General features: G+C 53.6%; 21 protein-coding genes. 13 read left to right on the top strand and 8 right to left on the bottom strand.

Features of this window, described 5'->3' with window-relative positions; all coding sequences use genetic code 11:
* Window position 1: 1 nt before the first annotated feature.
* From mreD to csrD, 4 genes are all read right to left on the bottom strand, one after another.
* Window positions 2-490, bottom strand: a complete 489-nt coding sequence (gene mreD / locus H0S68_RS22040) for a rod shape-determining protein MreD (protein ID WP_012147104.1) — start codon at window positions 488-490, stop codon at window positions 2-4.
* The gene (gene mreC / locus H0S68_RS22045; protein ID WP_041415027.1) at window positions 487-1488 is read right to left on the bottom strand and encodes a rod shape-determining protein MreC; all 1002 of its coding nucleotides are present in this window, start codon (window positions 1486-1488) and stop codon (window positions 487-489) included. Before mreC ends, mreD begins: the two co-directional genes overlap by 4 nt.
* Before the next feature lie 94 nt (window positions 1489-1582).
* A complete protein-coding gene (mreB, locus tag H0S68_RS22050) occupies window positions 1583-2626 on the bottom strand; it encodes a rod shape-determining protein MreB (protein ID WP_012147106.1) in 1044 nt (347 codons plus the stop codon).
* A 412-nt stretch (window positions 2627-3038) separates the two neighbouring features.
* Entirely contained in the window at window positions 3039-4973 is a 1935-nt protein-coding gene (gene csrD / locus H0S68_RS22055) for an RNase E specificity factor CsrD (RefSeq protein WP_410529022.1), read from the bottom strand.
* A 296-nt stretch (window positions 4974-5269) separates the two neighbouring features.
* Here csrD and H0S68_RS22060 point away from each other — a divergent pair, with 296 nt between their 5' ends.
* The 11 genes from H0S68_RS22060 to fis all read left to right on the top strand — a co-directional run bounded on the left by H0S68_RS22060 (window position 5270) and on the right by fis (window position 15206).
* A complete protein-coding gene (locus tag H0S68_RS22060; protein ID WP_201895968.1) occupies window positions 5270-6247 on the top strand; it encodes an oxidoreductase in 978 nt (325 codons plus the stop codon).
* 251 nt (window positions 6248-6498) lie between these two features.
* The gene (gene msrP / locus H0S68_RS22065; protein WP_410529023.1) at window positions 6499-7500 is read left to right on the top strand and encodes a protein-methionine-sulfoxide reductase catalytic subunit MsrP; all 1002 of its coding nucleotides are present in this window, start codon (window positions 6499-6501) and stop codon (window positions 7498-7500) included.
* Entirely contained in the window at window positions 7501-8100 is a 600-nt protein-coding gene (gene msrQ, locus H0S68_RS22070; RefSeq protein ID WP_020832077.1) for a protein-methionine-sulfoxide reductase heme-binding subunit MsrQ, read from the top strand.
* 241 nt (window positions 8101-8341) lie between these two features.
* Window positions 8342-8794 (top strand): type II 3-dehydroquinate dehydratase, encoded by a 453-nt coding sequence (gene aroQ, locus H0S68_RS22075; RefSeq protein WP_020832079.1) that lies wholly within the window; start codon window positions 8342-8344, stop codon window positions 8792-8794.
* Between the two features lie 31 nt (window positions 8795-8825).
* The gene (gene accB / locus H0S68_RS22080; protein ID WP_020832085.1) at window positions 8826-9290 is read left to right on the top strand and encodes an acetyl-CoA carboxylase biotin carboxyl carrier protein; all 465 of its coding nucleotides are present in this window, start codon (window positions 8826-8828) and stop codon (window positions 9288-9290) included.
* A 10-nt stretch (window positions 9291-9300) separates the two neighbouring features.
* On the top strand, window positions 9301-10650 hold the full coding sequence (gene accC / locus H0S68_RS22085) for an acetyl-CoA carboxylase biotin carboxylase subunit (RefSeq protein ID WP_020832086.1): 1350 nt from the start codon (window positions 9301-9303) through the stop codon (window positions 10648-10650).
* A 239-nt stretch (window positions 10651-10889) separates the two neighbouring features.
* The gene (locus H0S68_RS22090; RefSeq protein WP_128864515.1) at window positions 10890-11132 is read left to right on the top strand and encodes a YhdT family protein; all 243 of its coding nucleotides are present in this window, start codon (window positions 10890-10892) and stop codon (window positions 11130-11132) included.
* Entirely contained in the window at window positions 11122-12567 is a 1446-nt protein-coding gene (gene panF, locus H0S68_RS22095; protein ID WP_122080321.1) for a sodium/pantothenate symporter, read from the top strand. The genes H0S68_RS22090 and panF overlap by 11 nt, the downstream gene beginning before the upstream one ends.
* Window positions 12568-12578: 11 nt before the next feature.
* Entirely contained in the window at window positions 12579-13460 is an 882-nt protein-coding gene (gene prmA / locus H0S68_RS22100; RefSeq protein ID WP_046372537.1) for a 50S ribosomal protein L11 methyltransferase, read from the top strand.
* A gap of 462 nt (window positions 13461-13922) precedes the next feature.
* Complete coding sequence (gene dusB / locus H0S68_RS22105) at window positions 13923-14888, top strand: tRNA dihydrouridine synthase DusB (RefSeq protein WP_044553902.1); 966 nt, start codon at window positions 13923-13925, stop codon at window positions 14886-14888.
* Window positions 14889-14909: 21 nt separating this feature from the next.
* Window positions 14910-15206 carry a DNA-binding transcriptional regulator Fis gene (fis, locus tag H0S68_RS22110; RefSeq protein WP_000462905.1) on the top strand — a complete coding sequence of 99 codons (297 nt, stop codon included), beginning with the start codon at window positions 14910-14912 and terminating at the stop codon, window positions 15204-15206.
* A 133-nt stretch (window positions 15207-15339) separates the two neighbouring features.
* Here fis and H0S68_RS22115 read toward each other — a convergent pair whose 3' ends face one another.
* From H0S68_RS22115 to H0S68_RS22130, 4 genes are all read right to left on the bottom strand, one after another.
* Window positions 15340-16737: an APC family permease gene (locus H0S68_RS22115; RefSeq protein WP_122080322.1), complete on the bottom strand. Its 1398-nt coding sequence runs from the start codon at window positions 16735-16737 to the stop codon at window positions 15340-15342.
* A 194-nt stretch (window positions 16738-16931) separates the two neighbouring features.
* Window positions 16932-18278, bottom strand: a complete 1347-nt coding sequence (locus tag H0S68_RS22120) for a glutamate decarboxylase (protein WP_122080323.1) — start codon at window positions 18276-18278, stop codon at window positions 16932-16934.
* A 167-nt stretch (window positions 18279-18445) separates the two neighbouring features.
* Window positions 18446-19846: a glutamate--tRNA ligase gene (gltX, locus tag H0S68_RS22125; RefSeq protein WP_410529024.1), complete on the bottom strand. Its 1401-nt coding sequence runs from the start codon at window positions 19844-19846 to the stop codon at window positions 18446-18448.
* Window positions 19847-20015: 169 nt separating this feature from the next.
* A complete protein-coding gene (locus H0S68_RS22130; protein ID WP_122080325.1) occupies window positions 20016-20507 on the bottom strand; it encodes a transcription termination/antitermination NusG family protein in 492 nt (163 codons plus the stop codon).
* A 953-nt stretch (window positions 20508-21460) separates the two neighbouring features.
* On the opposite strand from H0S68_RS22130, the gene lpxP reads away from it, so the two are divergent.
* Both lpxP and H0S68_RS22140 read left to right on the top strand, forming a co-directional pair.
* On the top strand, window positions 21461-22381 hold the full coding sequence (lpxP, locus tag H0S68_RS22135; RefSeq protein ID WP_128864512.1) for a kdo(2)-lipid IV(A) palmitoleoyltransferase: 921 nt from the start codon (window positions 21461-21463) through the stop codon (window positions 22379-22381).
* A 273-nt stretch (window positions 22382-22654) separates the two neighbouring features.
* Entirely contained in the window at window positions 22655-23350 is a 696-nt protein-coding gene (locus H0S68_RS22140; RefSeq protein WP_410529477.1) for a CTP synthase, read from the top strand.
* The last annotated feature ends 395 nt before the right edge of the window (window positions 23351-23745 follow it).

Genomic DNA, 23745 nt, shown 5'->3' on the forward strand with positions numbered 1-23745 from the left:
CTTACTGTACGGCGAACTGACGGCGAATTTTTCGCATCAACAGGAACAACCATGGCCACAGGATGCCGTTTACCACACTACTCCAGAACACCTCTGGGCGGAAAGAAACGTTGATCACTAAAAACTCGGCCCAGAACACCACAACGTCCATCGCCAGTGACAGCAGCACGACGATCAGCGCCTGTTGCCAGAGCGCCATATTGCGGAACAGTTGGAATTTGAACGCCACCAGATAGGCAATAATACCTAACGCCAGTGCGCGTACGCCCAGCGTGGAACCGAGGATCAGATCCATAATCAGCCCCAGCACGAAGCCGGTGCCGACGTTAACCCGATGAGGCAACGCCATCACCCAGTAGATCAGGATCAAAGCCAGCCAGGAGGGACGGAACATGTAGATCTGTTCCGGCCACGGCATGATTTGCAGCACCAGCGCCACCAGGAATGACAGCCAGATTATCCAGCGCCCGTTGCTGCGGTAACGATTCATTGCGTGACTCCCGCGGCAGGAGCAGCGGTTTGTACCGCGGCCCCGGTTGCCGGAGCAGGCAGAGGCAGTTGCGGCCCCACCGCATCAGCCGGCGGCAGAACCTGCGGCATCATCTGCATCAGACGCTCATTGGCGACGCGATGAACTTCATCGGGCGGCAACGGCATGTCGCCGTTACGATCGGCCCCCCACAGTAGCAGCAGATAGCGCAAGCGCTGTAGCCCTGCGGTTGGTCGAGCCTGAATCACGGTATAGGCGCGCTGATTATCCACTTTTACCGAGGACACCACCGCCACCGGATAGCCTTCAGGGAAGCGGCCGCCAAGGCCGGATGTGACAAGCACATCACCCACGCGGATATCGGTATTGTTCGGCAGATGTTCAAGCTGTAAATCGTCGGCACAGCCGCTGCCTGCAGCAATCACCCGGATATCGTTGCGCAGCACCTGAATTGGCAGCGCATGTGAAGCATCGCAGATCAGTAGCACGCGGCTGGTGACTTTAGCCACCGCCACCACCTGGCCCACTACGCCTTTATCACTGATGACCGGCTGGCCTTCATAAACGCCGTTATCCGATCCTTTGTCGATCACTACCTGATCGCTGTAAGGATCCGAGCCGGTAGAGATCACCTGGGTGACCATTTTGTGTTCGTCCTGGCGCAGCGGCGAGCCTAACAGCTCACGCAAGCGGGCGTTTTCCTGCTTGAATTGGCCAAGAAGAAGAATATCGCTGTTTTTCAGCAGCAGTTCCTGCCGCAGAGCCCGGTTTTCCAGCTCCAGCTGTTGGCGGGTAGCCAGCGTTTCTGAAACGCTGTCCAAAACTTTACGTGGCCCATTGGCCAAAAAATAGAAAGGGCTGACGGCCGTGTCCATGTAGTTACGTATTTTCACGAACGTACCGAGACGGCTATCGGCAACGATCAGGCCAATGGCCACGATCACCGCCAAAAAAAGTCGTAGTTGCAGGGAAGGCCCCCTGCTAAAAATCGGCTTCATAAATTATGCGTGTTCCTCGACAACAGAAAGAGGAACCGTACCTGATTTTCGCTTTGCGCATTCACCCGATACGATTCCTCCTTCTTGGGGCTGACTATTCTTCGCTGAACAAATCGCCGCCATGCATGTCGATCATTTCCAACGCCTTGCCACCGCCGCGGGCTACGCAGGTCAGCGGATCTTCTGCCACGACCACCGGAATGCCGGTTTCTTCCATCAGCAGGCGATCCAGGTTGCGCAGCAATGCGCCACCGCCGGTCAACACCATGCCGCGTTCGGAAATGTCGGAAGCCAGCTCTGGCGGACACTGTTCCAGCGCCACCATCACCGCACTGACGATGCCGGTCAACGGCTCCTGCAGCGCTTCAAGGATTTCATTGGAATTCAGGGTAAAGCCACGTGGCACGCCCTCAGCCAGGTTACGGCCGCGAACTTCGATTTCATGCACTTCATCGCCCGGATAAGCGGAACCGATGCCATGCTTGATACGTTCGGCAGTTGCTTCACCGATCAGTGAGCCGTAGTTACGACGCACGTAATTAATGATAGCTTCGTCGAAACGGTCACCACCGATACGTACAGAAGAAGAGTAGACCACACCGTTCAGTGAGATCACCGCCACTTCAGTGGTACCGCCACCGATATCCACCACCATGGAACCTGTCGCTTCAGAAACCGGCAGGCCGGCACCGATTGCGGCAGCCATAGGTTCTTCAATCAGAAACACCTCACGCGCACCGGCCCCTTGGGCAGATTCGCGGATGGCGCGGCGCTCAACTTGAGTTGCGCCAACCGGCACACACACCAGCACGCGCGGGCTTGGCCGCATGAAGCTGTTGCTGTGAACCTGTTTAATAAAGTGCTGCAGCATTTTTTCGGTCACGAAGAAATCGGCGATCACGCCGTCTTTCATCGGACGAATAGCCGCGATGTTGCCGGGCGTACGCCCCAGCATTTGTTTAGCCTCATGACCCACGGCCGCAACGCTCTTGGGTGAACCGGCACGATCCTGGCGAATGGCAACCACCGACGGTTCGTTCAGTACAATGCCTTGCCCTTTAACATAAATCAGGGTATTGGCGGTACCCAAGTCGATGGACAAGTCATTGGAAAACATGCCACGAAATTTCTTAAACATAACTAAAGGATAATCCTGCAAGCTGGGGGCGGAAAATAAAATCCGCCTACTTTACCAACCACACGAAGCAGCGACAAGGCGCAAAAACGTTCTACTTCGGTGAAAAATAGTCTGTATTGTTTCTGCTCGAATGCACGGAAATTGGATGAGGCCTGAATTCCCTGAACAAAGGCTCAGTTTACCACCCTGTCAGCGCACGAAACGGCGTAACACAGCTCATAAAATCTAACATATTCCCTGATTGCCGCTGGTGGTAAGCACCTACCAACGTTCAACAGAAAAGGACTGACAAGAGCCTATATCAAATAGGCGTCATTGTCGCAGGCAGTTTGGGGGTTATCCCAAAATGACAGAGAAAAAAGCCCAGATGAATTGGCGCTCATTCTACGTTAATTTTTGTTCGGTATTCAGGTTAAACACGATAACGACGCGAATATTTTTTACGCCCGACGTCTATCGGTTCCGGCGACGCGAAAAAGTCGCCCTGTCCACCGAGGATCCCCCGCTCTTTCAGCGTCTGCCACTCATTACGCGTCCGCACGCTGGCGGCGAAAACCTGAGTGCTGGTGCCTTCACAGGCGCCGGTCAGGCTTTGAACGAACAGCTGATTTTCATCACGCTTATCAATACTCCGCACCAGACCCGGATGGAGCTTAACCAATTCCACCGGTAAGGACTTGATATAGGAGGTACTTACCACGGTTAACCCGGCCTGGGACACCGCCAGACGACAGCCCAGCCCTGACAGTAACTTCAGTACCGGACGTAAACGGTCGATATGTTGACACACGTCTGCCTCTGCAAGTTCAATCAGAATTCGCCGACGATGACTTTTTTCACACTGTAACAGGCTATCACGCAGCCAACGCTGGAAACTACGCTGCAACAGTGAGTCTACGCTCAGCGTAAAAGCCAATGTTTCTTCGGGCCACAGCGTCAGTAAAGGAAGAATACGGCTCAGATGTTGACGATCGTAGCTTTCCGCCAGCCCTAACTGCCGTACCAGAGGCATATACTCCGATGGCAGCAGTTCCTGGGTGCCATCGTAGATCCGGCTCATGATCTCACGGTGATGCACTTCCCCTTCTACCGTCACCGCCGGTTTCTGATACAAACGCGGGCCTCCCCGCGCCAGCACCTGTTCCAGCAGGGTGCGCCACTTGACGCTGCCGCGCCCTTTTTCCGGCACCTGGCTGTCATAAACATACCAGCCGTTTTCGCCTTGCAACGTAGCATGGCGCGTTGCCTGCTCCGCGTAATCGATCACCTGCTCGGTGGTTTGTCCGCTGCGGTACGCCACGATGCCAATGTGCAGGAATGCTTCACGATCGATAAGCGCCGTTGAAGGCAAGGCGTCAATCGCGTGGACCAGCTGTGAAGCAATGCCGTCCGCCTCTTTCAGCGTACGGTGCGGCAGCAGGACGGTGAAGTCGCTGTGGAAATAACGCGCCAGCAGCGCCGCCGGATAGCGCATCACGAAGGTCGACAGCAGATTGACCAGCGAGTACATCAGTTCCTGCACCGCGCCGTTGCCGTGAATTTCCCGCAGCGTGTCAAAATCGGGCAGTCGCACCATCATCACAATACCGTGCGAGCCCTCTTCTTCCAGTTGGGTGGTTAGCTGGTTGTCGAAGAACAGGCGGTTATTCAGGCCGGTTTTGGCATCCTGAGCGGCAAAGGCGCGGATCAAGGTATCGACCCGATTGCGTTCCTCGCGCGCTTCCGCCAAATCTGCCAGCAAGCGATCGAGCGCGCCACTGACGTTCGCCGGCCATTCGCGCATATCGCCCTGCATCACGCTCTCTCTTTCGCCGTTGAGAATGCGTCGTGCACGGCGTTCCAGCCGATCCTCTCCGTCGGCCTGATCGCGAAGCCAGCGCAGGCTAAACAGCAAGATCAACACCATCACAACGATCGAAAGCGTCACGGCGGCAGTAGATTGCAACGAGCGTACGTCGCTGGCGAAAGGATCGATATAAGTAATTTGCAGTGCCGCGCCGGGATGCTGCATCAGCGGCAAAGTCACCTGCCTGTAACCGTTGAGCGGATCCCAGGGCTGTTTGTTGAGCGTCGGCAATTTATAGGAAAGGAGGTTACTGTGGCTGGTATCCACGCTGACCGCCACAATACCCAGTGGACGCATCACCAACGGCAACCAGCGTTTCTGTTCCTCTGGGGATTCGCGCAGCATCGCTTGGTCGAGTGAGGTCATCAGCGACTCGAAGCGGCGATCCAGACGCTCCTGAGTGACGTAAAAGAAGCTGTATGAGCAGCCCATCAGCATCAAAAACATCGCCAAAGCAACAAGCAAGGTGATCAATGCAGAGAGTTTGGTGGTGAATCGCATCCCTGTGCCTTGTCCGGTATGGTTACGTGAGTTTTCACCTTTGGAAGTATAAAGGCCCCGAATCCGCTCAAATGAATCCAACACAATATCCTGATTTTTTTAATGAATAGCGGGTACCGCTCCGGCGATACCCGTTGTCGGTTCACGCCACCCAAGCTACCAAGCCTCGACAACGAAGAAAACCTTCAATCACCCTTTTTTGTCTTTTATCAGGACATAAATTTCTTATATGCATATAGTCAATTAAATCTGGTTCAGCCATCCATGGCAAAAATGCAAACAAGAGGAAGAGTGACATGCGTGCACTGTTATTGGAACAACAAGGCGATCAAACTCTGGCTCACATCAAGGATATCAGCAGCGATCTGCTGCCCGACGGCGATGTCCTGGTGGACGTCAACTGGTCCAGCCTTAACTATAAAGATGCGTTGGCGATCACCGGCAAAGGCAAGATCGTGCGTAACTTCCCGATGGTGCCAGGCATCGATTTCGCCGGTACGGTACGCGAAAGCCGCGACGATCGTTTTAAAGAAGGCCAAAGCGTGGTGCTCACCGGTTGGGGCGTGGGTGAAAACCACTGGGGTGGCCTGGCCGAACAGGCACGAGTCTCAGGCGAATGGCTGGTGCCGCTGCCGAACGGGCTGGATGAACGCAAAGCGATGATCCTGGGTACCGCCGGCTTTACCGCCATGCTGTGCGTGATGGCGCTGGAAGAAGGCGGCGTACACCCGGATGACGGCGATATTCTGGTTACCGGTGCCAGCGGCGGCGTGGGCAGCACGGCCATCGCGATTCTGGCGGCATTGGGCTATCACGTCACCGCCATCAGCGGCCGCGAGAGCAATACCGAGTATCTGAAAGCGCTGGGCGCCAAAGAAGTCCTGTCGCGCGACGGCTACCTGGAAGCCCCGCGTCCGCTGGAAAAGCAACTGTGGGCCGGGGCGGTCGATACCGTTGGCGACACGCTGCTGGCGCGAGTCCTGTCACAGATGAATTATAACGGCACGGTCGCCGCCTGTGGCCTGGCCGGTGGCTATCACCTGCCCACCACGGTGATGCCGTTTATCCTGCGCAACGTTCGCCTGCAGGGCGTGGACTCGGTTCATACGCCGCTGCATCGCCGCCAAACCGCCTGGGAACGGCTAGCCGGTATTTTGCCGGACAGTTTCTACCAACAGGCCACCCAGGAAATCACTTTGGAACAGGCACCGGCCACCGCCGCCGCGCTGCTGAATCATCAAGTGACCGGACGCACTCTGGTTAAAATCCGCTAAAGCTTAAATCGCCCCCCGGCAACGGGGGGAACATTCGCCTGCGAAATTTCATATTTTCCCGCGCCCTCTCGCATATAGCCTGATTTCACGCCATGCTTACAACACAGATACCCCAGCATACTGTAGGGGCGTTGCATGCTGCGTCCGCGTTAATCGGGCTCAGAAGGTTACCTCCTACAGTCACTCTGACGGGAGCAGGTTTGAGTACCCGCACCTGAAAGGCGGCGGGGATGAAACGCGGAGAACACACCATGAGAAAGCCCCCTAAATTGACCGAAGCCGATGTCACGCCCGAGAGCGTGTTCCATCAGCGGCGCAAAGTGCTGCAGGCGTTGGGTATCACCGCCGCGTCGCTGGCCTTGCCGCTTAATACGCAGGCCGGTTTGCTGTCATGGTTCAAAGGCAACGATCGGCCCAAGGCCCCCGCCGGTAAACCGCTGTCATTCAGCAAGCCTGCGGCCTGGCAGGCGCAACTGGACATGACGCCGGAAGACAAAGTCACCGGTTACAACAACTTCTACGAATTCGGTCTGGATAAAGCCGATCCTGCCGCGAATGCCGGCGGCCTGAAAACCGAAGGCTGGAAAGTGCGTATCGACGGCGAGGTCGCCAAACCGATCACGTTGGACATCGATGACTTGATCAAACGCTTCCCGCTGGAACAACGCATCTACCGTATGCGCTGCGTGGAGGCCTGGTCGATGGTCGTGCCCTGGATTGGCTTTGAGCTGGGTAAGCTGATCAAGCTGGCGGAGCCGAACAGCAATGCCCGCTACGTCGCTTTCCAAACGCTGTACGATCCGGAGCAGATGCCGGGCCAGAAGGATCGTTTTATCGGCGGCGGGCTGAAATACCCTTATGTTGAAGGGCTGCGTCTCGATGAGGCCATGAACCCATTGGCCCTGCTGACCGTCGGCGTATACGGCAAAACGCTGCCGCCGCAAAACGGTGCGCCGCTGCGGTTGATCACCCCCTGGAAATACGGCTTTAAAGGCATTAAGTCGATAGTCCATATCCGTCTGGTGCGCGATCAGCCGCCCACCACCTGGAATGAATCTGCGCCGAATGAGTACGGCTTCTATGCCAACGTAAACCCGAACGTCGATCACCCACGCTGGTCACAGGCCACCGAACGCTTTATCGGCTCCGGCGGCATTCTGGACGTTAAACGCCAACCCACGCTGCTGTTTAACGGCTATGGCGAACAGGTAGCGTCGCTGTACCGCGGCCTGGATCTAAGGGAGAATTTTTAGGTGCGTTTAACTCCGGCTCATATCAAGTGGATTAAGGTCGCCATTTATCTGGCGGCATTCCTGCCTTTTCTCTGGCTGGTGCTGTCGGTGGACCAGGGTTGGTTCAGCGCCGATCCGGCCAAAGACATTCAACACTTTACCGGCAGAATGACGTTGAAACTGTTGCTGGCGACCTTGATGATTGCGCCACTGGCGCGCTATGCCCGGCAACCGCTGCTGATTCGCTGTCGTCGTCTGGTGGGACTATGGTGTTTTGCCTGGGGCACGCTGCATCTGATAAGCTATTCGACGCTGGAGCTGGGGCTGAGCAATATCGGCCTGCTGGGGCGTGAACTTGTCACCCGCCCTTACCTGACGCTCGGCATTGTCAGTTGGCTGATCCTGCTGGCGCTGGCCGCAACCTCCACGCTGTGGGCGATGCGCAAACTGGGGGCCAAATGGCAGACGTTGCATAATCTGGTCTATCTGGTGGCGATTCTGGCACCGATTCACTACCTGTGGTCGGTAAAAACCTTTTCGCCGCAGCCCTTCATTTATGCTCTGCTGGCCGTCGCGCTACTGGCGCTGCGATACAAGAAATTCCGCAATTGGTGGCGTTAAAAGCCGGAACTTTTCTGTGTTCTACCCCTCATAATGCAATATCGCCCTGGCCAGTTTACTGATTTAGGGTTGAATATCTTCGCTGATAAGACCAGTATTTAGCTGCGAATTGCTACGATATCGTTATAATGCCCGACCTTGTTCCTGTTCTCAGGGTGAATTTTCCCCTTAACAGGTGACAAATCTGTGACGTCGGGTTATTTTCTACGATGATGGTTTTATTGCCGGAGATACCAGCACAATGGCGGATAAGTTTCACATTTTGCTTCTGAACGGCCCCAATCTGAATCTGCTGGGGACGCGTGAGCCGGAGAAGTACGGCAGCACGACGTTAACAGAGATTGTTAACGGATTGGAAAACCAGGCATCCGCACTGGATATTACCCTGAGCCATCTGCAGTCTAACGCCGAACATGCGCTGATCGATCGCATACATCAGGCGCGCGGCAACACAGATTTTATTCTGATTAACCCTGCCGCGTTCACGCATACCAGCGTGGCGCTGCGTGATGCATTGCTGGCGGTGCAGATCCCGTTTATCGAGATCCACCTCTCCAACGTGCATGCCCGAGAGCCTTTCCGCCATCACTCTTACCTTTCCGATATTGCGGTAGGCGTGATTTGCGGCCTCGGCGCGGATGGCTACACATTTGCTTTACAGGCAGCGGTTAACCGTCTGTCGAAAACCCACTAATTGCTACGCAAAAGAGTACGGAATCACACTCATGGATATTCGTAAAATCAAGAAACTGATCGAACTGGTTGAAGAATCAGGTATTTCTGAACTGGAAATTTCTGAAGGCGAAGAGTCAGTTCGCATCAGCCGCGCTGCTCCAGCGCAGGCTTACCCAATGATGCCACAGGCATACGCAATGCCAGCACAGCCGCAGCCAGCACTGGCTACCGCCGTTGCCAGCGCGCCAGCCGAAACGCCTGCAGCACCAGCGGCCATGAGTGGCCACGTCGTTCGTTCCCCAATGGTCGGTACTTTCTACCGCACGCCAAGCCCGGATGCGAAAGCCTTCATCGAAGTCGGCCAGAAAGTGAACGCCGGCGACACTCTGTGCATCGTTGAAGCAATGAAAATGATGAACCAGATCGAAGCGGACAAATCCGGCGTGGTGAAAGCCATCCTGGTAGAGAACGGCCAACCGGTAGAATTTGACGAGCCACTGGTCGTCATCGAATAACGAGGCGAACATGCTTGATAAAATTGTTATCGCCAACCGTGGCGAGATCGCGCTTCGTATCCTGCGTGCTTGTAAAGAGCTGGGCATCAAAACCGTTGCCGTGCACTCGACAGCCGATCGCGATCTGAAACACGTACTGCTGGCTGACGAGACCGTGTGTATCGGTCCTGCGCCATCGGTAAAAAGTTACCTGAATATCCCGGCAATCATCTCTGCGGCTGAAATCACCGGCGCAGTGGCGATCCACCCGGGCTACGGCTTCCTGTCTGAAAACGCCGATTTCGCCGAGCAGATCGAACGCTCCGGCTTTATCTTCATTGGCCCGAGAGCCGAAACTATCCGCCTGATGGGCGACAAGGTTTCTGCCATCAATGCCATGAAGAAAGCAGGCGTGCCTTGCGTACCTGGCTCTGATGGCCCGCTGACCGACGACATGGATAAAAACCGTGCCTTCGCCAAGCGCATCGGCTACCCGGTTATCATCAAGGCATCCGGCGGCGGCGGCGGTCGTGGCATGCGCGTAGTGCGCAGCGACAAAGACCTCGAGCAATCCATTTCCATGACCAAGGCGGAGGCCAAAGCGGCTTTCAACAACGACATGGTTTACATGGAAAAATACCTGGAAAACCCACGCCATATCGAAATTCAGGTGTTGGCGGACGGTCAGGGTAACGCCATCTATCTGGCCGAGCGCGACTGCTCCATGCAGCGCCGCCACCAGAAAGTGGTTGAAGAGGCTCCGGCACCGGGCATCACCAGCGAAATGCGCCGTTATATCGGCGAGCGTTGCTCGAAGGCCTGTGTGGAAATCGGTTACCGCGGCGCGGGCACTTTCGAGTTCCTGTATGAAAACGGCGAGTTCTATTTCATCGAAATGAACACCCGTATTCAGGTTGAGCATCCGGTTACCGAGATGATCACCGGCGTGGATCTGATCAAAGAGCAGCTGCGTATCGCTGCCGGTCAGCCTTTGTCGATCAAACAGGAAGAAGTGAAGGTTCACGGCCACGCGGTAGAATGCCGTATCAACGCCGAAGACCCGAACACCTTCCTGCCTAGCCCAGGCAAGATCACCCGTTTCCACGCGCCAGGCGGTTTCGGCGTGCGTTGGGAATCTCATATTTACGCCGGTTATACCGTACCGCCGTACTATGATTCCATGATCGGCAAACTGATCACCTACGGTGAAAACCGTGACGTGGCGATTGCCCGCATGAAGAACGCCCTGGCTGAGCTGATCATCGATGGCATCAAAACCAACGTTGAACTGCAACAGCGGATCATGAGCGACGAAAACTTCCAGCACGGTGGCACCAACATCCACTATCTGGAGAAAAAGCTCGGTCTGCAGGAAACCTAAGGCAGGCTATTCGCATCGCCTGACAGAAGGCCGGTTAATCACCGGCCTTTTTCTTTACTGCTTTGGGTCACTCAATGGATGATCAAATCCATAATAGTTGTATACCCTAAATAATTGGAGTTGCATCAAGGCGGCAAAGGAGCGCATCCCGATGAGCTTACTGTAGTAAGTGATTCGGGTAAGTGAGCGCAGCCAACACAGAGGCAGCTTCAAGTATGACGGGTATATTGGAGAAACGGATGGACACACGTTTTATTCAAGCTCACCGCGAGGCGCGCTGGGCACTGGGCCTGACGCTGCTTTATCTGCTGGCCTGGGCGCTGGCAGCCTATCTGCCGGACAGCGCATCCGGTATTACCGGTCTGCCGCACTGGTTCGAAATGGCCTGCCTGTTGGTTCCGCTGCTGTTCATCGGCCTGTGTTGGCTAATGGTACGCGGCATATTCCGTGATATTTCGCTGGAGGACGGCGATGCAAACTGAAGTCATTCTGCCGCTGGTCGCCTATCTGGTGCTGGTGTTCGGGCTGTCAGTTTACGCCTATAGCCGACGCCAGAGCGGCAACTTCCTCAGCGAATATTTTCTGGGCAACCGATCGATGGGCGGCTTCGTACTGGCCATGACCTTGACCGCCACCTATATCAGTGCCAGTTCCTTTATCGGGGGCCCCGGCGCCGCCTATAAATACGGCCTTGGCTGGGTGCTGTTGGCGATGATCCAACTGCCGGCGGTTTGGCTTTCACTCGGCGTGCTGGGCAAGAAGTTTGCCATTCTGGCTCGCCGCTACAACGCCATTACCCTGAACGATATGCTTTACGGCCGCTATCAAAGTCGTCTGTTGGTCTGGCTGGCCAGCCTCAGCCTGCTGGTGGCGTTCCTGGGTGCCATGACGGTGCAGTTTATCGGCGGCGCGCGCCTGCTGGAAACCGCCGCCGGTATTCCTTACGACACCGGTTTGCTGATCTTCGGTATCAGCATCGCGCTGTATACCGCCTTTGGCGGCTTCCGCGCCAGCGTGCTCAATGACGCCATGCAGGGGCTGGTGATGCTGATCGGCACCGTGCTGCTGCTGGTTGCGGTGATTCACGCCGCCGGCGGCCTGCACAGCGCCGTGGATAAGCTGCAACAGATTGACCCCGCGCTGGTATCACCGCAGGGCGGTGAACAGATCCTCAGCCTGCCGTTTATGGCATCGTTCTGGATCCTGGTGTGCTTTGGCGTGATTGGCCTGCCGCACACGGCGGTGCGCTGCATCTCCTACAAGGACAGCAAGGCGGTGCATCGCGGGATCATCCTCGGCACCATGGTGGTCGCGGTGCTGATGTTTGGCATGCATCTGGCTGGCGCGCTGGGCCGTGCGGTATTGCCGGACCTGAAGATCCCCGATCAGGTGATCCCGACGCTGATGATCACCGTGCTGCCGCCTTATGCCGCCGGTATTTTCCTGGCGGCGCCGATGGCGGCAATCATGTCGACCATTAACGCCCAATTGCTGCAATCTTCCGCCACCATCATCAAAGATCTCTACCTTGGCGTACGCCCACAGCACATGCAGAACGAGCGCCTGATCAAACGCTTCTCCAGCCTGACCACGTTGATTTTGGGCTTGCTGGTGCTGTTGGCAGCCTGGCGGCCACCGGAAATGATCATCTGGCTGAACCTGCTGGCATTTGGCGGCCTGGAAGCGGTATTCCTGTGGCCACTGGTGCTGGGCCTGTACTGGGAACGCGCCAATGCGCAGGGAGCACTTAGCTCAATGGTGACGGGTGCGGTATGCTATACGCTATTGGCCAGCTTCAATCTGCAGCTAGCGGGGTTGCACCCTATCGTGCCTTCGCTGCTGCTTAGCCTGCTGGCGTTTTATATCGGTAACGTCATTGGCGAAAAGCGCCGAGTGGCGTCATCATTAGCCTCTTAAAGAGAATTGTTATGCCTTGGATCCAACTAAAACTGAACACCACCGGCAGCCAGGCGGAAGACCTGAGCGACGCGCTGGTTGAAAGCGGCGCCGTATCGGTCACCTTCCAGGACACCCACGACAATCCGGTGTTCGAACCGCTGCCGGGCGAGACCCTGCTGTGGGGCGACACTGATGTGATCGGGTTGTACGATGCCGAAACCGACATGGCCGACGTGGTCGCCATGCTGGAACAGCACCCGCTGCTCGGCGCCGGCTTCCGCCATAAAATTGAACAGCTGGAAGACAAGGACTGGGAGCGCGAGTGGATGGACAACTTCCACCCGATGCGCTTCGGCGAACGTCTGTGGATCTGCCCAAGCTGGCGCGACGTGCCCGACCCGAACGCGGTCAACGTCATGCTGGACCCGGGCCTGGCATTTGGTACCGGCACTCACCCAACGACTGCACTGTGCCTTCAATGGCTAGACGGCCTCGATCTGGCCGGTAAAACCATTATCGACTTCGGCTGTGGTTCCGGCATCCTGGCAATTGCCGCGTTGAAGCTCGGTGCAGCGCGCGCTATCGGCATCGATATCGATCCCCAGGCCATTCAGGCCAGCCGCGACAACGCGCAGCGTAACGGCGTTTCAGAGCGTTTGGAGCTGTATCTGCCAAAAGACCAGCCTGCCGATCTGCAGGCCGACGTGGTCGTCGCCAACATCCTGGCGGGCCCATTGCGTGAGCTGGCCCCCTTGATCGGCTGTCTGCCGAAGTCCGGCGGTTATCTGGGCCTGTCCGGCGTGCTGGCAACACAGGCGGCAAGCGTGGCGCAAGCCTATGAAGAGAAATTCACGCTGGATCCGGTCGCAGAGCGTGAAGAGTGGTGCCGCATCACCGGTCAGCGCAAGTAATCCCCTTACTGCCCTGATAAAAACCACCGCCAACGTAGCCCGTGGCGGTGGTTTTTTGTTTTCCTGTCTACGCGACGTCGGCACCCCGCGCCTTTGAAACGCCATGCCAAATTCACGTGACCCTGAATATTTTCTGCCTAAGCCTTCACCACGCGATTTCAGCATAATTCAGCCCATTCTCAATGAAAAACCCTGACAAACGACTTAAATCACTGCCGTTCTCGAGCTGAATCGAGACTCATTACAGATAAAATCCTGTTGTATTGGGAATATTTTATAGCGCACTAATTAACCAAAATCAGGCAAGCCATTGTTAAGTATATATAATATTTTTATGAATCCCGACAAACCGCATTTTTAATGGCGAATAGCGGCCAATTGGTCAAAGTTTGGCCTTTCATCTCAGCGCAAAAATGCGTAATATACGCGCCCTTGCGGACACAGTATGGTTACTCTTTGTCTATGCGCATTGGACACCACCAGCTTACAAATTGCCTGATTGCGGCCCCGATGGCCGGCATTACAGATCGCCCATTTAGGACCCTATGTCATGCAATGGGTGCTGGGATGGCTGTATCCGAAATGCTCTCCTCCAATCCGGAGGTGTGGCGGACGGATAAGTCGCGTCTGCGTATGGTCCATAGCGATGAACCAGGGATCCGCTCCGTGCAGATTGCCGGATGCGATCCGGATGATATGGCCGCCGCGGCGCGTATTAACGTGGCCGGCGGTGCACAGATCATCGACATCAATATGGGTTGCCCGGCCAAGAAAGTGAACCGGAAACTTGCAGGGTCTGCTTTGCTGCAGTACCCGGATCTGGTTAAACAGATCCTCCACGCGGTGGTTAACGCCGTGGATGTGCCGGTAACGCTTAAGATCCGCACTGGCTGGGCGCCAGAACACCGTAACTGTGTAGAGATTGCCCAACTGGCCGAAGACTGTGGTATACAGGCCCTGACTATTCATGGCCGAACCCGCGCCTGCCTGTTCAACGGCAACGCGGAGTACGACAGCATTCGGGCAGTTAAGCAGAATGTTTCCATTCCGATTATCGCGAATGGTGACATTACTGACCCGCATAAAGCCAGAGCAGTGCTCGACTACACTGGGGCTGATGCCCTGATGATAGGCCGCGCTGCTCAGGGGAGACCCTGGATCTTCCGGGAAATCCAGCATTATCTGGACACTGGGGAACTGCTGCCCCCTCTGCCACTTGGCGAGGTTAAGCGTTTGTTGATAGGGCATATTCGGGAATTGCACGGCTTTTACGGCCAAGGCAAGGGATTCCGGATTGCTCGTAAGCACGTATCCTGGTATCTCCAGGAGCACGCCCCGAATGACCAGTTTCGGCGCACATTCAACGCCATAGAGGATGCCAGCGAACAGCTGGAGGCGTTGGAGGCATATTTCGAAAATCTTGCGTAACAAAAAAGAGCTGACAGAACTATGTTCGAACAACGCGTAAATTCTGACGTACTGACCGTTTCAACCGTGAACTCACAGGATCAAGTGACTCAAAAGCCTCTGCGTGACTCGGTTAAACAAGCACTGAAGAACTATTTTGCTCAACTGAATGGTCAAGACGTTAACGATCTGTATGAGCTGGTATTGGCTGAAGTTGAACAGCCACTGTTGGACATGGTGATGCAATACACCCGTGGCAACCAGACCCGTGCAGCCCTGATGATGGGCATCAACCGCGGTACGCTGCGTAAGAAATTGAAAAAATACGGCATGAACTGATACTAGTCAGTTGGCATGTTGAAAAGGCGCAACCTCGCAAGAGGCGGCGCCTTTTTCTTGTGGGCCGTCCCATCAGAACGCAAAAAAGGCGCTTTTCCCTCAGGAGCAGCGCCTTTGTGTTTATTAAGCCTTATTAAACCGCGTGATGATGGCCGTGGTGGTGGCCGTCATCTCCCGACTCATCCATCCGTTTTGCTCGCGGTTGCGCGTACAGGAAGTACACCAGCAGGGAAATCACTATCAACCCAAGCGTAATCAACAGCACGGTTGGCGGGGTGCATGAACCGAGATAGAGGCAAACCAATACGCAAATAGGCACCAGTACCTTGAACCACGGCATGCGGTAAGTCCCTTGCATCTTTTTCTTGCGCACCACAAAGATACCGACAATCACCGCCAGATACTGCAGCAGACGACAAACCGTTGCGACCTCCACCAGCAGTACAAAGGACTCTTTCGACATCGCATTCGCCAAGACGATAAAGATGATAGTCACCACCAGCATCGCAATGATCGACTTGGCCGGTACGCCGCGTTTGTTATTGGCACCGGCTGACTCTGGCAGAAAGCCATCCACCGCCAGCGGCACCAGATTTCGCGGCCCGGCAAAGCACATGGCCAGACCGATACCAAACAGGGCAACCACCGACCCTAAGGACATGATCGCACGAGCGCCATTGCCCAGAACCATCCCCACGCTGTCCGCCACGGAGTTATCGGAAAACGCCAGATGCTCGCCCCCCATAGACCCGATAATGGAAGCAAACAGCAGGAAATAGAGCGCCGTGACCGATAACAGCACCAGAATGATCGCCCTTGGGATATCGCGAGTAGGGTTTTCCATATCTTGCGAGGCCACGCCAATATTCTCGAAACCCACCATCGCGTAAAACAACAGCAGGAAGCCGCCTGAAAATTCTGCCGAGGTCAAATGGCCAAACGCGGGCACTTCAACCCCGGTCGACTGTGCCACCAACCCTGGCACATCGGTAAAATTAGCCAGGTCGAAATGGCTGAAAGAGACCAGGATGCAACTGATTAATGCCGCCAATACCAGCCAACTGCTCACGCGGGTAAACACCGACATCACTTTTACCGAGATCAGGTTGATACCGCAAAGCACGCAGGCAAAAGCGATACTGATCATCGCCGAGTTGGCTGGCGCCAAATGGATACCTAACGCGGTCGTAATGATCCCCGGCAATGCGGCCACCTGTACTGCCAATGCTACGCAGGCGGCAAGAAAACGCATAAAGCCAATGTTAAATCCCAGGAAAGGACCAAAAGTGGCGCTTACGTAAACGTACACCCCGCCGGTTTTAGTAAAAATCCCGGCCATTTCGGCAAAAGCCAATGCCATGATCAGCGCCAGAACGGCACAGACCACCAGTACCGGAAACAGGTTCATACCGAGTTCAGAATAAGCTTTGCCGGGGGTGATGAAGATCCCTGCCCCCAGCAGGCAGTTAATGCCGAACAGGACTATCGTCCCGAACTTCATTTTGCCCGAGGTCGTTGTTTGAGTGCTCATTATTCACCTTTGCGAGACAAAGCGCCCAGGCACCAGCATTAGGTGCCCGGACGCTCAGTAAGAAGGTCTGTCAAAGCAAAGACGGGAGTAGCTCAGAACATCGGCAGCAACGGGGCCTGCCGGCACGCTGAGCACTGACGTCAGTGTGTTTGACGTCCCCATTGGGATACGGCGTGAATGCCGTCAGGAAGCGCTCAGCAGAGCACGGACTCATGGGTAGTGGCGTTGGCCTTTAGCTGGTCAACAATGTTGCGAATGTCCTGCGCCAGCAGGTTCATCAATGTGGTGCTGACGCCGTAGCGGATCAGAACGCGCATGATGATGGTGTTTTGACGGTTGCTCGGTAGCGGATATGCCGCCGTTTGCCAGCCGCGCTGTTTCACCTGGTTTTGCAAATCATACAGGGTGAAGCCTTTTACATCGTCTTTCAGGGTAAAGACCACGCCAGGCAACCCCCCTTCGCTGCTGTACAGCATTTCAAATTCTGGGAAGTCGGCCAATTTATGCGCCAGGAACTTGCCGGTATCCACACAGGTCTGCTGGATCTCGGAATAACCTTCTTTGCCCAGACGCAGCAGTTGGTAGTACTGAGCAATGACGGAACCGCCGGGACGGCTGAAGTTGAGGGCGAAAGTCGCCATGTTGCCGCCGAGATAGTTAACGTAGAACACCAGGTCGTCAGGCAAGTCTTGTTTTTCACGCCATACCACCCAACCCAGACCCAGCGGGGCCAGGCCGTATTTATGGCCGGAAGAGTTGATGGATTTTACGCGCGGCAGACGGAAGTCCCAAACGATGTGGCTTTGCTCTTCGACGAAAGGCGCAATAAAGCTGCCGGATGCCGCATCAACGTGGATCGGAATATCCAGGCCACGCTCTTTCTGTAGCTTGTCCAGCGCATTGGACAGGCCAAGCACGTCTTCGTACACCAGCGTAAAGGTCGTCCCGAAAGTCGGCACCACACCGATGGTATTTTCATCGATGTAATTAACCATGTCGTCGGGGTGGGCGCACAGGGCGCCTTCGCGGATGGGCACCTCGCGGTGCTCGATCTCAAAATAGGTGCAGAATTTTTTCCAGCAAATTTGTACCGGGCCAGTGACCAAGTTTGGCTTGGAAGTGTCCAGCCCTTTTGCCTTGCGTTTTTGCTGCCAGTTGCGTTTCAACGCCAAACCGCCCAACATTGCCGCTTCGCTGGACCCCACGCAGGAAGTACCAATCGAATTATTCACGTCTGGCGCATGCCACAACCCCGCCAGCATTTTTGTACAGCACACTTCAATTTTTGCCGTTTCTGGGTACAACTCTTTATCAATCAGGTTTTTTACCGATCCCAGCTTCATCAGTTCGTCGACTTCGGGCTCTGACCAGGTGGTGCAGAACGTCGCCAAATTCTGTTTTTCATTGCCGTCTAGCATTAAACGATCTTTAATCAAATTCAAAACAGAACTCGGGCAGCTGGATGATTCTGGGATCTTTCCCTCAGATAAAGTGTGTTGAGCCACCTCAGTGGAATAGATAGGCATATATTGATTAGTCATAATAAATCACCTCTTTTTATTTGATGTGTTTTCATGAAAGTTGCCGTGGAAACCGCTAATAATTACGCTTCGACTTACCTCCTTAAGGAATTAATATTGGTTGTCATCCCAGCCTTATACATTCCGACCATCGTGATTAATCTTACGATGGCCGGCCCTATTACCTGCTATTTACACGACATATTCTCTATTGCCGCATGTAAGCGATTCAACGTTTTTTCTTTTCCCAATACGGCCAGACAATCATTTAACGATGGTGTATCTTTCGCCCCGAGAATAAATAATCGCAACGGCATATTGATGTCTTTTAACGACGTGCCGAATTCCTTGGAAATATCGCCAATCACTTGGTTAATCTCGGCACTTTGCCAGTCGTTTATCGCGGAGAAGCGCTGATAGATTTCACAGAAAACCGTCGGATGTGCCGAGGCAAGCAACTGCTGGTAAGTTTCCTGGTTGTTACACTGATATTCACCGTAATAACTACGGCAGGCTTCCGCCATTTCCTTCATCGTTCTGGCTCGGGTTTTTAACAGCATGACAACCCGTTCCAGCGGTGGGCCGTCCTCCGTACTGATAGCCAGCCGTTGGAGTTGCCATTGCAAATCGGGTAATAAATGTTCGGCCGTAGCGGCAGCGATATAATGCTTGTTGAGCCACAGTAATTTCTCTGTATTGAACGCGCTCGGTGAGTTGCTGACATTGTTAATATCGAAAAGAGAGATCATCTCATCCAAAGAGAAAATTTCCTTATCCTGATGCCCCCACCCCAAACGCACTAAATAGTTACGCAATGCCTCAGGTAAAAAACCTTCCTCTTGGTATTGCATAACGTTGGCTGCACCGTGGCGCTTGGAGAGTTTTTTACCGTCATCCCCGAGTATTGGCGAAACATGAGCAAACACAGGCGGCTCCAGCCCCAACGCCCGGTAAACATAAATTTGCTTCGGTGTATTATTGATATGTTCTTCGGCGCGGATGATATGCGTCATCTGCATGTCGATATCATCGACCACCACACAAAAATTATACGTTGGCCAACCGTCGGTGCGGCGAATAATAAAGTCATCAAACTCGCTGTTGCTGAATTCAATACGTCCGCGGATCATGTCGTCCCAGGCCACAATACCCTGCTGTGGGCTTTTCAAACGCACCACGTGAGGCAGGCTGGGATCGTGCCCCAGATGATGCAGACAGTGGCGGTCGTAAATGAAGTTCTCTTTGTTCTTTTCCTGCTGAGCCTTGAGTGCATTCAAGCGCTCCTCGCTGCAGTAGCAGCGGTAGGCCTGCCCAGACGCCAACAGTTGATCGACCACCTCGTTGTAACGCTCCAGGCGTTTAGTCTGGTAGAAGGGGCCTTCGTCCCAATACATACCCAACCACTTCATCGAGTCCAGGATGGCGTCGACTGCACCCTCCTTTTCCCGTTCCACGTCGGTATCTTCAATACGCAGAATAAATTTGCCGTGATTATGGCGTGCATAAAGCCAGGAATAGAGAGCTGTTCTTGCCCCGCCTACGTGTAAAAAACCCGTTGGGCTGGGCGCAAACCTTGTTCTTACGCTCATTAGAGAACTCCTTATTATTGAATAAAACCCCAAATAATGAGCATTGCATCAAGGTGATAAACACATTCATCAACCCTGAAGCAACTTCAAGCATTGCGGGGTTAAAACAGCGCCAGAGATAACACCTGCCAATATCAGGTGGCATTTCAAGCCATGCCCATGAGGTTCATTAACCGCTTGCCAATAAAGCCGTTGGATGTTGTATTGAATAAGAGAGATATTGCAATAATGTTTGTGTTCTAACCTCTGGCTTTTCCACCTTTATTATTTTCTCTATCTCTTTCAACATGCCAGGAGAAACATTTTTACATTCTATATAGCTTAATCTTTCATCCTTATTCTCTAATCGAAAAGAAAGACGTCTGATAGCATCAATAATATTTTGAGGGACGGTGCAAATCTCTCTTCCAAGACGAACAAACCCCTGCACGCTACTTTGCTTAGCAATTAAAGTGGTATGAGTGATCTCTGGTGAGAATCGCACAAATAAATAACCGGGGAACAATGGAGTGGTGTGAGTTCTAAACGAATTTTTCCGATCGGCACGTAATGTTAACCTGGTTTTCATTGGCATATAACATTCAACACCAATACGTTCTATTTCATCAATAACCTTCGCATGTAATCTGGAACGATAGCAAATGAGATACCATGAGTACATTTCTGCCCCTTATTCATTTCATTGCTTGTGATGGAAAACCAATCCATTGCTTATCAGGCGAATGGAAATAGCCATCCGCAGCCATTGTTCTTAGGAACAAAGCTGAATAAGCACATTAGTTTTCATTGATCAGATGGCTATTTTCGCCAGGAAATAATCCCCAGGCGTTATCAGGAGTTTGGATAGGGTATTTATCGAGATTGGGTCTAGTCAGAGTACAAGTTGGCGTTTTACCAATGCAGTAGCAGTGAGCGATCCCACTGAGTTTTTGAAAATTTCATTTTGACCACCAGCACTACGCCAAAAACAATATTCCCTCTTGAGATAAAAATCCAGTGCAAGAATCCACAGACGCAATTTTACTGGCTGAGAATTTTAAATGGGCATTAAAATAAAATGAAATGTATCACCCTGTATCAAAAAGTTTCCCTCTGATTTTATTTTAATAAAAAAAACAATAAAAACAAAATTTTGAGAAAAGATGACCATTAAAAATCAATAGTACTAACACCTTCTGTTGCAGGGGAAAAAATCCACAAACGCATAATGCATATGAACTGACTTCGCCATGATATAAAACAAAGATCAAACTTTATATCCCACCGTATTTCCGCGCATTTACATGCTTATTTTTTGATCTTCTCTCGCATGTTTTGCACAAAAGCAAACCAACGAAAATGCGTCGTTCTCTTCCCATGGGAATCGGAATATTCGGATCCTCCCCCTGATGTTGTGTGGTAAAATGCCCCGTCTTGGACCGCCTTCGCTGGCCTACAGCCCTCCTCCCGAAGCCTGATAGCAGCGCGAACCGCCCTTCGAGTGTAAAGATTTAGTCAATTATGGAATCTGGCTAAACCATAGTGGTATCTGGGTGTCTGAGTGGTTGTATCGCAATTGAGTGGATCTTTATGCGTTACAGGTTGCTGCCCCCTTAAACGCATAAATGAGTTCATATGAAGCGTCCGCAAAAATTCAAATCGGCCCTGCTGCATCCGCGCTACTGGTTTACCTGGTTCGGCCTGGCCTGCTTATTCCTGTTGGTCCAACTCCCCTACCCGGTGCTGCACAAGCTCGGCGTGTGGATGGGCCGCACCTCGATGCGCTTTCTGAAGCGCCGCGTTTCCATCACCCGCCGCAACCTGGAACTGTGCTTCCCGGATATGGACGAGGCTCAGCGCGAGCGTAAAGTGGTCGGCAACTTCGAATCCCTCGGCATGGGCCTGCTGGAAACCGGCATGGCCTGGTTCTGGTCAGATAAGCGCGTCAAACGTTGGTTCAACGTTTCCGGCATCAACCACCTGAAAATGGCGCAGCAGAACCAGCGCGGTGTGTTGGTGATTGGCGTGCACTTTATGTCGCTGGAGTTGGGTGGCCGTGCCATGGGCCTGTGTCAGCCAATGATGGCGATGTACCGCCCACATAACAATAAAGCGATGGAATGGGCGCAGACCAAAGGTCGCATGCGTTCCAACAAGGCGATGCTCGATCGCAAAGATCTGCGCGGCATGGTTCATGCCCTCAAGCGCGGCGAGGCCGTATGGTTCGCCCCGGACCAAGACTACGGCCCACGCGGTAGCGTGTTCGCTCCACTGTTCGCCGTCGATCAGGCTGCCACCACCAGCGGTACCTTTATGCTGGCGCGCATGGCCAAGCCGGCGCTGGTGCCGGTGGTTCTGATCCGCCGCGAAAAAGGTCGGGGTTATGACCTGCTGATCCAACCTGCGCTGGAAAATTATCCTATCGGCGATGAGATTGCCGCGGCGGCTTACATGAATAAAGTGGTGGAAAAAGAGATCATGCGCGCACCTGAGCAATACATGTGGCTGCATCGTCGCTTTAAAACCCGGCCAATCGGGGCTCCGTCATTGTACTGAGCCCAAAAACCATATTTATCAGCCCGGCCAATGCCGGGCTTAGTTTAGTGGCAAACACCCGAAAAATGGGATTTTCGGATGTTTGGGGGAAACCGAAGGCATAATCCTTTGTTTTTAACCGAATCATCATCATGATTTTAGTCACACAGAATTCCCTCCACAGTCTGAGCCCGGCCAATGCCGGGCTTTTTTGTGCGCCGGATTTAAAAAATTGCGGATGAGCGCCGATCTTTGCTGTAACCTCCTTTTTTACCCGCACAGGAAAAGGAAATGATGAAAGCTCAAGTCCGTATTGCTCTGGTCGGTGACTACCAACCTCAGGCCATTTCTCACCAGGCCATCCCCATTGCTCTCCAGCTCACCGCCTCCCATCTTAACGTCGACATTCAATCCCACTGGCTGCCCACAGAAACCATTACCGACACGTCGGTTCTGCAGGACTACGATGCCATCTGGGTGGTACCCGGCAGCCCGTATAATCATGACGATGGTGCCTTTATGGCTATCCGCCATGCGCGCGAGCAAAACGTTCCCTTCCTGGGCTCTTGCGGTGGTTTCCAATATGCGATCGTAGAGTACGCCCGTAACGTGATGGGCTGGCACGATGCCGGGCATGCGGAAACCGACAGCGGGGGTCGGTTGGTAATAGCTCCCCTGAGCTGTTCGCTGGTTGAAAAAAGCGGGGTCATTATTTTCCAATCCAATACGCTGGCAGCCCGTGTCTACGGCAAGCTGGAAACGCACGAAGGCTACCACTGCAACTTTGGCGTCAACCCGGAGTTTGTCGCCGATCTGCAACGGCACCCGCTGATAATCAGCGGCCACGACGGTGAAGGTGACGTTCGCTCGGTGGAGCTACCGGGACACCGTTTTTACGCGGCCACGCTGTTTCAGTCCGAACGTGCGGCATTGCGAAACGAGCTTTCGCCACTGGTGGTGGAACTGATCAGGACCGCGGCAACGGCCTGATAGCCCCTGGGAGGGTCATGGCATAATGGCCCTCCTTGCCTTAATTCCAAACAGGGCCAGGAAAATAAGATAGCGTAAGCTGGTTTGTGATAAAGAAACTTAATTCATTCCAAATTAATTGTTCCGTCATGCGCATGCCATATTTTCACACGCCGACCCGACAATAATCTGATAATGCTCTTATTTATTACTAAATAATATATCATTAGAAACCCTGCAGTTTGATGCAAAAATTGTACTCGCGGAGAACCTGGCGATAAATCTGAAGTAGCAAGAATAGCAATAAATTATTGTCATTTTTGATAGGAGATCAGAAGTAAATGAAGCCATCATTACAACGACAACATCCCCTCATAAATTTTTCAGAAAAAAAACGCCGACAACACAATAAAAAT

Origin of the sequence: Serratia sp. AXJ-M, assembly GCF_046531865.1 — a bacterium.
GTDB lineage: Bacteria > Pseudomonadota > Gammaproteobacteria > Enterobacterales > Enterobacteriaceae > Serratia > Serratia liquefaciens.

Excerpts from the sequence above, each read along its gene's own strand:
- mreD (WP_012147104.1), bottom strand. The coding sequence starts at position 490 with ATGAATCGTTACCGCAGCAACGGGCGCTGGATAATCTGGCTGTCATTC.
- mreC (WP_041415027.1), bottom strand. The coding sequence starts at position 1,488 with ATGAAGCCGATTTTTAGCAGGGGGCCTTCCCTGCAACTACGACTTTTT.
- mreB (WP_012147106.1), bottom strand. The coding sequence starts at position 2,626 with ATGTTTAAGAAATTTCGTGGCATGTTTTCCAATGACTTGTCCATCGAC.
- csrD (WP_410529022.1), bottom strand. The coding sequence starts at position 4,973 with ATGCGATTCACCACCAAACTCTCTGCATTGATCACCTTGCTTGTTGCT.
- H0S68_RS22060 (WP_201895968.1), top strand. The coding sequence starts at position 5,270 with ATGCGTGCACTGTTATTGGAACAACAAGGCGATCAAACTCTGGCTCAC.
- msrP (WP_410529023.1), top strand. The coding sequence starts at position 6,499 with ATGAGAAAGCCCCCTAAATTGACCGAAGCCGATGTCACGCCCGAGAGC.
- aroQ (WP_020832079.1), top strand. The coding sequence starts at position 8,342 with ATGGCGGATAAGTTTCACATTTTGCTTCTGAACGGCCCCAATCTGAAT.
- accB (WP_020832085.1), top strand. The coding sequence starts at position 8,826 with ATGGATATTCGTAAAATCAAGAAACTGATCGAACTGGTTGAAGAATCA.
- accC (WP_020832086.1), top strand. The coding sequence starts at position 9,301 with ATGCTTGATAAAATTGTTATCGCCAACCGTGGCGAGATCGCGCTTCGT.
- H0S68_RS22090 (WP_128864515.1), top strand. The coding sequence starts at position 10,890 with ATGGACACACGTTTTATTCAAGCTCACCGCGAGGCGCGCTGGGCACTG.
- panF (WP_122080321.1), top strand. The coding sequence starts at position 11,122 with ATGCAAACTGAAGTCATTCTGCCGCTGGTCGCCTATCTGGTGCTGGTG.
- prmA (WP_046372537.1), top strand. The coding sequence starts at position 12,579 with ATGCCTTGGATCCAACTAAAACTGAACACCACCGGCAGCCAGGCGGAA.
- dusB (WP_044553902.1), top strand. The coding sequence starts at position 13,923 with ATGCGCATTGGACACCACCAGCTTACAAATTGCCTGATTGCGGCCCCG.
- fis (WP_000462905.1), top strand. The coding sequence starts at position 14,910 with ATGTTCGAACAACGCGTAAATTCTGACGTACTGACCGTTTCAACCGTG.
- H0S68_RS22115 (WP_122080322.1), bottom strand. The coding sequence starts at position 16,737 with ATGAGCACTCAAACAACGACCTCGGGCAAAATGAAGTTCGGGACGATA.
- H0S68_RS22120 (WP_122080323.1), bottom strand. The coding sequence starts at position 18,278 with ATGACTAATCAATATATGCCTATCTATTCCACTGAGGTGGCTCAACAC.
- gltX (WP_410529024.1), bottom strand. The coding sequence starts at position 19,846 with ATGAGCGTAAGAACAAGGTTTGCGCCCAGCCCAACGGGTTTTTTACAC.
- H0S68_RS22130 (WP_122080325.1), bottom strand. The coding sequence starts at position 20,507 with ATGTACTCATGGTATCTCATTTGCTATCGTTCCAGATTACATGCGAAG.
- lpxP (WP_128864512.1), top strand. The coding sequence starts at position 21,461 with ATGAAGCGTCCGCAAAAATTCAAATCGGCCCTGCTGCATCCGCGCTAC.
- H0S68_RS22140 (WP_410529477.1), top strand. The coding sequence starts at position 22,655 with ATGAAAGCTCAAGTCCGTATTGCTCTGGTCGGTGACTACCAACCTCAG.